Raw genomic sequence first — 12,242 nt, 5'->3', positions numbered from 1 at the left:
AATCCATACGGATACCCTGCCCGCAATTCAGGTGACCAATGCCCAGTTTCGCCCAAAGCCTCGAAAAAACGCTCCATAATGCGCTGGCCCATGCCGGCGAGCGCAATCACGAATATGCGACGCTCGAGCACCTCCTCCTCGCTCTCGTGCAGGATGAGGATGCGGCACAGGTGATGGATGCCTGCGGCGTGGATTTGGGCGAACTGGACGCAGCCGTCACTCAGTATATCGACGAGGAATACCAGTCGCTGAAGGTGGACGAAGCGGTCGATCCGCAGCCGACCGCCGGATTCCAGCGGGTGATCCAGCGCGCGATCCTGCATGTCCAGTCTTCGGGCAAGGACACGGTGACCGGCGCGAACGTGCTCGTCGCGCTTTTTTCCGAGCGTGACAGCTATGCGGTCTATTTCCTCCAGCAGCAGGATATGAGCAGGCTCGATGCGGTCAGCTATATCAGCCACGGCATCGGCAAGAACGGCCAGAACGGGCAGATCGCCCCGCCGCAGGGCGCCGAAGATGCGCAGGCGCAAGGCGAAGAAAAGCCCGGCAAGGAAAAGAAGGAAAGCGCGCTCGACCAGTTCACGGTCAATCTCAACAAGCGCGCCGAAGACGGCAAGATCGACCCGCTGATCGGGCGTGGCCCCGAAGTCGATCGCACCGTCCAGATCCTTTGCCGCCGGTCGAAGAACAACCCGCTCTATGTCGGCGACCCAGGCGTCGGGAAAACCGCGATCGCCGAAGGGCTGGCCCGCAAGATCGTCGAAGGCGATGTGCCCGAAGTGCTCGAGGAAGCAGTGATTTATTCGCTCGACATGGGCTCGCTGCTGGCCGGCACCCGCTATCGCGGCGATTTCGAGGAGCGGCTGAAGCAGGTCGTCAACGAACTCGAAGGGATGCCGCACGCGATCCTCTTCATCGACGAGATCCATACCGTGATCGGTGCCGGCGCGACGAGCGGCGGGGCGATGGACGCCTCGAACCTGCTGAAGCCCGCGCTTTCCAGCGGTGCGATCCGCTGCATCGGGTCGACGACCTACAAGGAATTCCGCAACCACTTCGAGAAGGACCGCGCGCTGCTGCGCCGATTCCAGAAGATCGACGTGAACGAACCGACGATCGAGGACACGGTGAAGATCCTCAAGGGGCTGAAAAGCGCGTTCGAGGACCATCACAAGGTCAAGTACACGCCCGATGCGCTCAAGACCGCGGTCGAGCTTTCGGCGCGCTACATCAATGACCGCAAGCTGCCCGACAAGGCGATCGACGTCGTCGACGAAGTCGGCGCAATGCAGATGCTGGTCCCGCCCAGCCGTCGCAAAAAGAAAATCACGGCGAAAGAAATCGAAAGCGTGATCGCGACAATGGCGCGGATTCCGCCCAAATCGGTGTCGAAGGACGATAAGAAGGCGCTCGAAAATCTCGAACGCGATCTCAAGCATGTCGTGTTCGGTCAGAACAGCGCGGTCGAGAAGCTCTCGGTTGCGATGAAGCTGAGCCGTGCGGGCCTGCGCGATCCCGACAAGCCGATCGGCTCGTTCCTGTTCTCCGGCCCGACCGGCGTCGGCAAGACCGAAGTTGCTCGCCAGCTCGCCAGTATCATGGGAATCGAGCTGAAGCGCTTCGACATGTCCGAATATATGGAGCGCCATTCGGTCTCTCGCCTGATCGGCGCGCCTCCGGGCTATGTCGGCTATGATCAGGGCGGCCTGCTCACCGACGCGATCGACCAGAACCCGCATTGCGTCCTGCTGCTCGACGAAATCGAGAAAGCCCACCCGGACCTGTTCAACATCCTATTGCAGGTGATGGATAACGGCCGACTGACCGATCATCACGGGAAAACGGTCGATTTCCGCAACGTGGTGCTGATCATGACCACCAATGCCGGCGCTTCCGACATGGCGCGTCAGGGCATCGGCTTCGGCGACGTCTCGAAGGAAGATGCGAGCGAGGAAGCGGTGAAGCGCATGTTCACGCCCGAATTCCGCAATCGCCTCGATGCGGTCGTGCCGTTCGGCTATCTTGGGCAAGATACCATCGCCCGCGTGGTCGAAAAATTCGTGATCCAGCTCGAATTGCAGCTGGCCGACCAGAACGTGCACATCCAGCTCGACGACGATGCCAAGGCCTGGCTCGGCAAGCGCGGCTACGACAAGCTCTACGGCGCGCGCCCGATGGGTCGCCTGATCCAGGAAAAGGTCAAACAGCCGCTGGCCGAAGAACTGCTGTTCGGCAAGCTGGCCAACGGCGGCGAAGTCGATGTGAGCGTGAAGGACGATGCGCTGCATTTCGCCATCAGCTCGGCCGCGCCCAAGCCCTCGCCCAAGAAGAAGCGCAAGGCGCCGGCCAAGAAGGCAACGCCCGAGGACGGAGCGAAGGCCACCGACGAATCGGACGGCGAAGGCTAAGCCGCGCAACATACGAAGACAGTCAGCGGGCGGATGCGAAAGCGTCCGCCCGTTTGCACGAGGGAGAGAGCGTTGAAGTTCGCAACTGCCGTGATCGCGCTTGGGGCAGCTATTGCCGTCCCTGCCACCGCCCAGGATTTCGGCGAACGCCGCACCACCGTTTCGGGGCTGCCGCTAACCGCCGACCAGCAGGCGATCACGCCCGAGCATCTGTGGCTCGATATCTGGGTCGATCCCGAAGCGCAGTCGATCAAGGGCCGCGCCGAATACGCTCTGGAAATCGCCGATCCGGCATCGAAGATCGAGATGGAGCTCGACCAGCGTTTTCGCGTCACCCGCGTTAGCCTGGGCAAGATCGAGCTCCCGGCGGAAGGTTTCCGGCACACCGATGGCCTGCTCACTGTGCCGCTTGAGGGCGCACGCAGCGCCAACGGCCGGATCGCGCTGCGGGTCGACTTTGAAGGCGAACCGCGCACCGCGCCCAATGCGCCATGGGATGGCGGATTCGTCTGGTCTCAGACCTCCGATGGCGAACCGTGGATCGCCACCGCGATGCAGGGCCAGGGCTGCGACCTGCTGTTCCCCTGCATCGATTACCCCACCAAGGAAATCGGAAGGGTCGACAGCACGATCTGGGTCCCCGCCGAATCGCGCCTCTATGCTGCCGGTAACGGCAAGCTGCTGGGGATCGAGGACAAAGGCGATTGGCGCGGCTACAAATGGTCGGCGCGCCAGCCAAATACCTATGCCATCGCGCTCAACATCGCGCCCTACGGCGTGATAGAGCGCACCCATCGCGCACCTTCGGGCCAGGATGTGCCGCTCGCGTTCTACCACCTGCGCGGAGACGAAGCCGGTGCCGCGCGCATGCTCGACGAGTTGGCGAAATATCTCGACTGGTTCGAACGCCGGATCGGCCCCTATCCCTTTGCCGACGAGAAGGCGGGCATTGCGCAGACGCCGCACCTCGGCATGGAGCACCAGACGATCAACGCCTACGGCAATGGCTTCCGGGAATCCGATGAGCCGTATGATTGGCTGCTGTTCCACGAGTTTGCGCATGAATGGTTCGCCAACCAGATGACCAACCGCTCGAACGCGGACATGTGGCTGCACGAGGCAGCCGCGAGCTACATGGAAGCGCTCTACCTGCGCGATGTGGCGGGCGAGGATGCCTATCGCGCGAAGCTCGACGAGTATTTGCCGCGCATCGTCAGCAAGGTGCCCGTCGCACCAGGTGCGGGGATTGATTCGGGCAGCTATCTCGACAGTTCGGGTTGGGGGGGCGACATCTATTTCAAGGGTAGCTGGATACTCCACACGCTGCGCGAACTGATCGGCGACGAGGCATTCTTCCGCAGCCTGACGCGCCTGGTTTACGGCACCGCCGAGCCCAAGCCCGGCGCGATCACCCCGATTTACCGCGACACCGACGAATTCCGGCAGATCGTAGAAGAGGAAACCGGGCGCGACCTCGAGTGGTTCTTCGACGTCTATGTGCGCCAGCCCGCCATGCCGTTGCTCAAGGGTACACGCGATGGCGCGACCCTCACCCTCGAATGGGAAGTGCCCGGCAATCGCACTTTCCAGATGCCGGTCGAGGTGAAGATCGGCGAACGGACGATCGTCGCCGAATTCGAAAACAATCGTGCACGAGTCGATCTTGGCAGCGCGACGGCGCCGTTCACGGTCGATCCGGACGCGAAGATGCTACGCGGCCTGCCCGAACCCGTGCTGACACCGCCACCACCGCGCCGGAACTAGGAACCGCATGACGGCCCGGGGACTTAATGACCCGATGGCCGCACCCTTTTCCTGGATCAGAGCCGAACCGTGGGGCATCCACGTCGTGCCCGCCGATGCGTGGGTCGATCCCGGTCGTCCGGTCGATCGCGCGCTGGTGACGCACGGCCACGCCGATCATGCCCGCGGTGGCCATGGGGAAACCATTGCCACGCCCGAAACACTGGCGATCATGGCACTGCGCTATCGCACCGGGGTGGAAGAAGGCGACGGGACGATGCCTTCCAAGGCGACCCCGGTCGAATATGGCGAGACGATCCGACTTCCGGGTGCTGTCGACGCGACCTACATCCCGGCAGGACATGTGCTGGGCAGCGCGCAAATCCTGCTCGAGCATGCAGGCGAGCGGATCGTCTGCACCGGCGATTACAAACGCCGCGCCGATCCCACCTGCCCACCTTTCGAAGTCGTGCCGTGCGATGTCTTCATCACCGAAGCCACGTTCGGCCTACCGCTGTTCACCCATCCGCCGATCGCCGAGGAAATGGCCAAGCTGACCGATCGCTTGGCCGCCCATCCCGACCGCTGCGTGCTTGTCGGCGCCTATGCACTCGGCAAGGCGCAGCGGGTGATCGCCGAGTTGCGCGCCGCCGGGCATACCGAACCGATATATCTTCATGGGGCAATGGAGAAGATGTGCCGGCTCTACGAAGAGCACGGCGTCGAGTTGGGCGAATTGCGGCTCGTCGCCGATCATTCGAAAGACGATATGCGCGGCAGCATCGTGATCAGTCCGCCATCAGCGCTCAACGATCGCTGGAGTCGTCGCCTGCCGGATCCGATCACCGCCATGGCCAGCGGATGGATGCGCGTCCGCCAACGCGCCCGCCAGAGAAATGTCGAGCTGCCGCTGGTGATTTCCGATCATGCCGATTGGGGCGAGCTGACGCGCACGATCGAGGAAGTCGACGCGCAGGAAACCTGGATCACGCATGGCCGCGAAGACGCGCTGCTGCGCTGGTGCCAGCTCCATCAACGCCGCGCGCGCGCGCTCGCGCTGGTCGGCTATGAAGACGAGGACGATTGAGGGGTGGACGAGTTCGCCGCCTTGATCGATGCGCTGATCTACACACGCAGCCGCAACGAAAAACTGCGCCTGATCGCCGAATACCTTCGCGCGACGCCGGATCCCGATCGAGGTTGGGCACTCGCGGCGCTGACCGACGAGCTCGACTTCCCGGCGGTCAAATCGTCGACCATCCGCAATCTGCTCAAGGAACGGATCGACCCGGTCCTGTGGACGCTGAGCCGGGATTTCGTCGGAGACACGGCGGAAACCGCCAGCCTTCTCTGGGAAACAGGGCAAATCGGCAAAGGAGCTGACGTCATGGCGTCGCTTTCGGTGAACGACGTCGTGGATCGGCTTTCGCAGATGACGCGCGCGTCCGTGATGAGCGAACTACCCAGGCTGCTCGACACGCTCGATGTGAACGGGCGCTACGCACTCCTCAAGCTTGCGACCGGCGGCATGCGAGTCGGGGTGTCTTCCCGATTGGCGAAGACGGCCTTTGCCCAAGCGTTCGATGTGTCGATCGACGACGTCGAGGAATACTGGCACGGGCTTGAGCCACCCTATCCCGAATTGTTCGCGTGGGCGGCGGACGGGACCGACCCGCCAGACACCGAGAACCTGCCGACCTTCCGTCCTTTCATGCTCGCCCATCCCCTCGAGGAGACCGTCGTCTCGCTCGACGAATATGCAGCCGAATGGAAATGGGACGGCATTCGAGTTCAGCTGGTGCGCGCCGGACTGCCGGGAGAGGAACAGACCAAGCTCTACTCCCGCTCCGGCGACGACATCTCGGCCACTTTCCCCGAACTGCTCGATGTGCTGCCGGTCAACGCCGTACTTGACGGCGAATTGCTGGTCCGCGGCAATCAGCAGGGCGGAGAGGAAGGCGGAGCGGCGAGCTTCAATGCGCTTCAGCAGCGCCTGGGGCGCAAGACCGTCAGCAAGAAGATGCTGAAAGAGGCGCCTGCCTTCGTGCGGCTATACGATGCGCTGATCGTGGAAGGCGAGGACCTGCGCGCGCTTGGCTGGACCGAGCGCCGCAAGCGACTTGAGAAGATGATGTCTCGCCTACCCGCTTCGCATTTCGACCTGTCGGCGCTCGTCGAAGCGCGCGATTTCGAACACCTCGCCCAAATCCGCGAAGGCGCCCGCGACGATGCGATCGAGGGGCTGATGCTCAAGCGCCGCGACGCGCCCTATCTGGCCGGGCGCAAGACTGGCCTGTGGTACAAATGGAAGCGCGATCCGCTGCTGATCGATTGCGTGCTGATGTATGCCCAGCGTGGCAGCGGCAGGCGATCGAGTTTCTACTCCGATTACACCTTCGGCTGCTGGAATGGCGACCCCGACCAGGGGTCAGATCTGTTGCCGGTTGGGAAGGCCTATTCTGGCTTCACCGATGACGAACTGAAGAAGCTCGATCGCCATGTGCGACAGAAAACGGTCAACCGCTTCGGCCCGGTGCGCGAGACCGACAAAAGCCTCGTGTTCGAAGTCGCATTTGATTCGGTGCACGAGAGCAAACGCCATAAGTCCGGCCTCGCCATGCGCTTTCCCCGCATCCACCGGATCCGCTGGGACAAACCGCCACACGAAGCCGACCGGATCGAGAGCTTGCGCGCGCTGATCCGCGATTGAGCCTAAGCGCGGGTTATTTCGCCTTCTCAACCTGCGGTGGATCGCTTAGCCGAAACCTATGCAGCGATTCTCCCCTTTGCAAAGACGGTTCGCCTATTCCGTCGCCGCGCTGGCCGGATTCGTCGATGTGACCGGCTTTCTTCAGCTCGACGGTTATTTCGTGTCGTTCATGACAGGTAACACCACCCTGCTCGCGCGCGACCTTGCGACCGGAGGCCACCGCGTGCTTGTCCCCGCCCTCCTGATTGCCGGATTCGTGATCGGCGTGACCGGCGGCACTATGTTGGGCGACCGGTTTCCACACCGGCGCAAATCGGTGGTGACGCTGCTGGTCCTGGGAGGTCTGGTGCTCGCCGCCTTTGCACGCGCGGCGGGACAGGTGCCGGTCTCACTCGCGCTACTGGTGCTGACGATGGGGGCGTTGAACACGGTGTTGAGCGCCAATCGCGGGAGCCCCGTCGGCCTTACATACATGACCGGCGCATTGGTGCGGGTCGGGCAGTTGGTGGCGGAACGAATCGTCGGGAAGGCGAGCGTTTCGCCACTGCCTTTCCTCTTGCTGTGGGGAAGCCTGCTGATCGGGGCAATTGGCGGGGCGCTGACCACCGTGCATTACCCGGCGATTGCGCTCTGGGTCGCATCTGGGCTTGCCGTGCTGCTCGCGATCTTCGCTGCCTATGTCCAACGACACTCGGCCGTCAGCCGGAACGCGGCATTCAGCTAGAAGTCGACGCCGATCAGTTTTTCGCGAGAAGTTGCGCCGCGCAAGATTTGGCATCGTGACGTCGCCACGCCGAAAGCTTGAGCGACCAGGGCGAGAACCGCATCGTTGGCGGCCCCGTCGGTCGGTTTGGCGCGCACTTTTGCCCGCAACTGACCATCGGCAATCTCGAGCGCTTGCTGGCGCGCGCCGGGCGTTACCCGCACCGCCACCCTTCCTTGCGGATCGCACAATGCGCGGACGGCATCGCGCGGTGGAAGATCAACCTTCGGACGCGCCAAGGCCCTGCTCGATCGCAGCTGCGTGATGGCGTGCATTCTCGGCATAATGGACCACGCCTGCGCGCATGCCGGCAATCGCCTGGTCGGGCAGGTCGCGCAATTTCTTGGCCGGGCGGCCGGCCCACAATTCGCGTGCGCCCATAACCTTGTTCTCGGTCAGCATCGCGCCCGCCGCGAGCATGGCATCGGAGCCGATCACCGCCTTGTTCATTGCGATCGCTCCGAGCCCGACGAAGCCGCGGTCCTCGATGATGCAGCCATGCACCATCGCCATGTGGCCGATCAGCACGTCATCGCCGATGATCAGGGGAGAGCCTTCGGGATCGCCGGGCTTTTCGGGATCGCAATGCAGCACGCTGCCATCCTGCACATTGGTCCGTTCGCCGATCACGATCCGACTAACATCGGCGCGCAACACGCAATTGTACCAGATCGAGCTGTCCGGTCCGATCTCGACATCGCCGATGATCCGGCAGCCGGGGGCGACGAAAGCGCTGTCGTGGATGCGCGGCGTCTTGCCGTGGATGGAAATAATCGAAACGCCGTCCATGGCGCACCTCCTTGCGAGAACCTTGCCCTCACGGGCCCGAAAATATGCCGCCCCAATCAATAAACGGAAGCACCGAAGCATGTGAATCGGTCCATACCGGGCGGCCATCGCGGCGAATTTGCAGCCATCTCTGGTCATCGAACGTGGCAAGCGCATCGAGCGTCGCCTTGTCTTTCGCCAGTACCACCCACCACGACGAGGTCAGCGGCCATCCGCCGGGCGGATTGTCTCGCCGAACCATCGCCTGGAGTCCTTCGGCATCGGCCAGAGCCGCGAGCGACGGTTCGAGGTCGATATAGCGGTTCGAAATATGGACCGCGAGAACACCGCCCGGTGCGAGCGAGCGCATATAGGTTTGCAGCGCCTCGCGGGTCAGCAAATGAAGCGGGATCGAGTCCGATGAAAACGCATCGACCGCGAGCACGTCGTAACGGTGGGCCGGGCCTTCGGCGAGTTCGATCCGCGCGTCGCCGATCACCATTTCGGCATCGGGTGCGCAATCGCGAACGAAGGTGAAGGCGCCGTCGCGCGAATACCCGACCACCAGCGGATCGATCTCGAAAAACGTCCAATGCTGGTTCGGCCTTTTATAGCAAGCCAGCGTGCCCACTCCGAGCCCGACAACCCCGATATTCGCATCGTCACCTGCATGGCGCATGGCAAGACCTACGCCCGAGTTGGGACCATAATAGGTCGTCGGATCGTTGCGTCGGTCCTTTCCGAGCAATTGCGCGCCATGCAGCGTCGTGCCGTGTGCAAGCGTTTTCTGATAGTCATCGGTCCGAACGGTGTAGACCCCGAAATACGACCGCTCGCGCATGCCCTTCAAGCTTGCGTCGATCGCTGGCAGGCCGCCCATCGCCGCCATCAGGATCGCCAGGACTGCCACGAAATACCAACGGTGGAAGGCCAGCAGTACCCCGCACAACGCGATCCCGCTGTAAAGAATCGCCCGTAGCAGGCTGTCGCTTTCCGGATCGAGCCGAAACAGCACCGCTGCGGCGATCGCCGCCGCCAGCACAATACCTAGCGCGACAATTCGCTTCGTACGTTCATCGAGCCCGCGTGCACTGGGCCAGTCGAACCATGCAAGCGAAGGGAGGAGCGCCGCCGAGGCGAGAACGAGGATCGGATGTTCCCACACCCAGTCGAACAAAGTCGGCGCAACCAGTGCGGCGAAAACTCCGCCCAGCGCGCCGCCGGCCGACATGATCAGGTAGAAGAAAGTCAGCCGATCGGGAGCGGGCCGTAAAGCGAACAGCCGCGAATGCAGCGCCACCGCAATCACGAACAGCATCGCGACCGAGGCCAGGCCTGCCATCAGCGGCAGTTTGCTCGCGCCAGTCAACGACAATCCACCCGCCAGCATTACGAAGGACGGAGCCAAACGGCAGAACACGAATGCCAGTGTCCTGTTGTCCGCAAAGGCGATCGTGAAGCTGAGCAGATACAACCCTAGCGGGATGGCCCAGATTAGCGGCATCGCGACGATATCGGTGGTGAGATGCGCGGTGGTCGAGAGCATCAGGCCCGATGGCACGGCAGACAGGGCAAGCCACAGGAGGATCGTACGGGTAGAAGGCTTCTCGCTGGTCGGAGGCACGGCTGTGGTAACCGCGGCAGTTGCGCCATCGGCCCGTCGCGCGCGTATCATGGTCCAGCCCGTAAATGCCGTCAGCAACACCAGGGTGCCGTAGCCGAGCGCCCACGCAAGTGTTTGCGTTTCGAGCCGCCAATAGGGCTCGAGCAGCAGCGGATAGGCGAACAGCCCTGCGAAACTGCCAAAATTGGACGCGGCGTAGAGCGGATAGGGGTCGCCCGCATCGGGCACCGCGCCAAACCAGCGCTGAATCAGCGGCGCCTGCGCCGACACAGCAAAGAACAGCGGCCCGATACTGGCTAGGAAAAGCAGCGGGACCCAGAACGTGGCGAGATCCTGCCGTTGTTCGCCGATATCGGCAAGCGCGATCGGCAGCGTCAGGGCCGCCAGGACGAGCAACGCGACATGGCCGATCACTTGCGTGCGATAGGCGAAACGCCCGATGAAATGGGCATAAGCGTAACCGCCCAGCAACAGCGCCTGATAGACGAGCATCGCGCTGTTCCAGACATTGGGCGCGCCGCCCAAGCTGGGCAGCGCCAGCCGCGCAACCATCGGCTGCACCATGAACAGCAGGAAACTGCCCGCCAAGATCGTCACCAGAAAGGGAAGGCGTCCGGTCATTTCGTGTCCACTTCTCGCCATACGTCGCGGGTGATGTCGTAAAGGATCGCATCGCGCCACGGCGGATCGTAGCGATCGTCGCTGTAATCGAGTTCCGGCCGGCGCGTCATGCCGAGCCGCTTCATCAGGCCCCAGCTCGGCTCGTTGCCGACCACGGTGATCGACACCACGCGCTTTGCTCCAAAGCGATCGAATGCGGCGCTCATCGCCGCGATCGCCGCTTCCTTGGCATAGCCGCGACCCCATGCTTCTTTGCGGAAGCGCCAGCCGATCTCGATTTCGCCATTGACGGTACTGCCAGGCGAATCGGCGCGCTTCAGGCCGCAAAAACCCAGCACTTCACCAGCAAGATGGCCGCCATCATCTTGCCGTTCGACCAGCCAGAAGCAGAAGCCATTCGCAGCGCTGCAATTTTCGACCCGCGCACGCTGCGCTGCCCGGCCGTTCTCGTCGAGCACGCCGCCCAGCCACGTCATGACGTCAGGCGTGTTGGTGTGACGGAAGAAAGCCTCCCAGTCGGCGTCGTCGCGCCAGTCGCGCAGGACGAGCCTATCCGTCTCGATGCGGAAGTCAGCCATTCATCAGTCGGGCGGCATGGGCGGCGTGGTAAGTCAGCACTCCGTTCGCCCCGGCGCGCTTGAACGCCATCAAAGTTTCGAGAACCAGCGCATCGCGATCCCCCGCCCCCGCCGCGGCAGCCGCTTCGATCATCGCGTATTCGCCGCTCACCTGATAGGCGAAAACCGGGACGTTGAACGCATCGCGCACCGCACGAACCACGTCGAGATAGGGCAGGCCGGGCTTCACCATCACGCTGTCCGCACCTTCGGCCAGGTCGAGCGCGACTTCGCGCAGAGCCTCGTCGCTATTGGCCGGGTCCATCTGATAGGTTTTCTTGTCGCCCTTGAGCAGCCCGCGTGAGCCGACCGCGTCGCGAAACGGACCGTAGAATGCCGACGCATATTTGGCGGCGTAGCTCATCACCTGGACGTTGGTATGACCCTCTCGCTCAAGCGCTTCGCGGATCGCACCGATGCGGCCGTCCATCATGTCCGACGGAGCGATGATATCCGCGCCAGATGCCGCCTGGTTGAGTGCCTGGCCGACCAGCGCATCCACCGTATCGTCATTGACGACATAGCCCGTCTTGTCGAGCAGCCCGTCCTGTCCGTGATCGGTATAGGGATCAAGCGCGACATCGGTCAGGACGCCGATATCGTGGCCGCAAGCTTCCTTGATCGCCCTGGTCGCGCGGCACATCAGGTTGTCGGCGTCGCGGGCGTGGCTGCCGGTTGCGTCACGCTTTTCCGCAGGGGTATGGGGAAAGAGCGCGAGACAGGGAATACCGAGCGAGACGGCTTCCTTGGCACGCTCCGCAATCTGGTCGACCGACCAGCGCGAAACGCCCGGCAGTGTAGCGATAGGATCTTCGACATCGGTCCCGTCGGTGACGAACAGCGGCCAGATCAGATCGCTGGGCGCGAGCGCGTTCTCGCGGACCATCGCGCGGCTCCAGCGGTGAGTACGGCTGCGCCGCAAGCGGGTATAGGGATAGGTTCCGTCCATGCGCTCCGCCTAGCCGCATTGCGCGACCGCTGTCAGCCC

Annotated in this window: 10 protein-coding genes; 5 read left to right on the top strand and 5 right to left on the bottom strand. The window is 63.0% G+C overall.

The annotated features are described in order from the left end of the window. The first annotated feature begins 38 nt into the window (after positions 1-38). The 5 genes from clpA (at position 39) to GRI68_RS11810 (ending at position 7,585) form a co-directional block, all read left to right on the top strand. Positions 39-2,408 carry an ATP-dependent Clp protease ATP-binding subunit ClpA gene (gene clpA, locus GRI68_RS11830; RefSeq protein ID WP_160617439.1) on the top strand — a complete coding sequence of 790 codons (2,370 nt, stop codon included), beginning with the start codon at positions 39-41 and terminating at the stop codon, positions 2,406-2,408. A gap of 72 nt (positions 2,409-2,480) precedes the next feature. Beyond that, positions 2,481-4,172, top strand: coding sequence for a M1 family metallopeptidase (locus GRI68_RS11825; protein WP_160617438.1), 1,692 nt, complete (start codon positions 2,481-2,483; stop codon positions 4,170-4,172). 34 nt (positions 4,173-4,206) lie between these two features. Then, a complete protein-coding gene (locus GRI68_RS11820) occupies positions 4,207-5,238 on the top strand; it encodes a ligase-associated DNA damage response exonuclease (RefSeq protein WP_160617437.1) in 1,032 nt (343 codons plus the stop codon). A gap of 3 nt (positions 5,239-5,241) precedes the next feature. After that, complete coding sequence (locus GRI68_RS11815; protein WP_160617436.1) at positions 5,242-6,861, top strand: cisplatin damage response ATP-dependent DNA ligase; 1,620 nt, start codon at positions 5,242-5,244, stop codon at positions 6,859-6,861. A gap of 76 nt (positions 6,862-6,937) precedes the next feature. Next, positions 6,938-7,585 (top strand): YoaK family protein, encoded by a 648-nt coding sequence (locus GRI68_RS11810; RefSeq protein ID WP_234028791.1) that lies wholly within the window; start codon positions 6,938-6,940, stop codon positions 7,583-7,585. Here the strand turns inward: GRI68_RS11810 and GRI68_RS11805 are convergent. Genes GRI68_RS11805 through hemB form a run of 5 tightly spaced genes read right to left on the bottom strand, consistent with a single transcriptional unit; the run spans position 7,582 to position 12,203 of the window. Beyond that, entirely contained in the window at positions 7,582-7,863 is a 282-nt protein-coding gene (locus GRI68_RS11805; protein ID WP_160617434.1) for a DUF167 domain-containing protein, read from the bottom strand. The genes GRI68_RS11810 and GRI68_RS11805 overlap by 4 nt on opposite strands. Then, the gene (locus GRI68_RS11800; protein WP_160617433.1) at positions 7,844-8,413 is read right to left on the bottom strand and encodes a gamma carbonic anhydrase family protein; all 570 of its coding nucleotides are present in this window, start codon (positions 8,411-8,413) and stop codon (positions 7,844-7,846) included. The genes GRI68_RS11805 and GRI68_RS11800 overlap by 20 nt, the downstream gene beginning before the upstream one ends. A gap of 28 nt (positions 8,414-8,441) precedes the next feature. Beyond that, positions 8,442-10,637 (bottom strand): spermidine synthase, encoded by a 2,196-nt coding sequence (locus tag GRI68_RS11795; RefSeq protein ID WP_160617432.1) that lies wholly within the window; start codon positions 10,635-10,637, stop codon positions 8,442-8,444. Then, positions 10,634-11,215: a GNAT family N-acetyltransferase gene (locus GRI68_RS11790; RefSeq protein WP_160617431.1), complete on the bottom strand. Its 582-nt coding sequence runs from the start codon at positions 11,213-11,215 to the stop codon at positions 10,634-10,636. Before GRI68_RS11790 ends, GRI68_RS11795 begins: the two co-directional genes overlap by 4 nt. After that, positions 11,208-12,203 carry a porphobilinogen synthase gene (gene hemB / locus GRI68_RS11785; protein WP_160617430.1) on the bottom strand — a complete coding sequence of 332 codons (996 nt, stop codon included), beginning with the start codon at positions 12,201-12,203 and terminating at the stop codon, positions 11,208-11,210. Before hemB ends, GRI68_RS11790 begins: the two co-directional genes overlap by 8 nt. Between the last annotated feature and the right edge of the window lie 39 nt (positions 12,204-12,242).

Origin of the sequence: Alteriqipengyuania halimionae, assembly GCF_009827575.1 — a bacterium.
GTDB lineage: Bacteria > Pseudomonadota > Alphaproteobacteria > Sphingomonadales > Sphingomonadaceae > Alteriqipengyuania_A > Alteriqipengyuania_A halimionae.
Note: the sequence above shows the minus strand (reverse complement) of the source record. Positions and strands in the feature narration are given on the sequence as shown.

What these genes read in the sequence shown, in the direction of transcription:
- clpA (WP_160617439.1), top strand. Translation starts at nt 39, where the DNA reads ATGCCCAGTTTCGCCCAAAGCCTCGAAAAAACGCTCCATAATGCGCTG.
- GRI68_RS11820 (WP_160617437.1), top strand. Translation starts at nt 4,207, where the DNA reads ATGGCCGCACCCTTTTCCTGGATCAGAGCCGAACCGTGGGGCATCCAC.
- GRI68_RS11800 (WP_160617433.1), bottom strand. Translation starts at nt 8,413, where the DNA reads ATGGACGGCGTTTCGATTATTTCCATCCACGGCAAGACGCCGCGCATC.
- GRI68_RS11795 (WP_160617432.1), bottom strand. Translation starts at nt 10,637, where the DNA reads ATGACCGGACGCCTTCCCTTTCTGGTGACGATCTTGGCGGGCAGTTTC.
- GRI68_RS11790 (WP_160617431.1), bottom strand. Translation starts at nt 11,215, where the DNA reads ATGGCTGACTTCCGCATCGAGACGGATAGGCTCGTCCTGCGCGACTGG.
- hemB (WP_160617430.1), bottom strand. Translation starts at nt 12,203, where the DNA reads ATGGACGGAACCTATCCCTATACCCGCTTGCGGCGCAGCCGTACTCAC.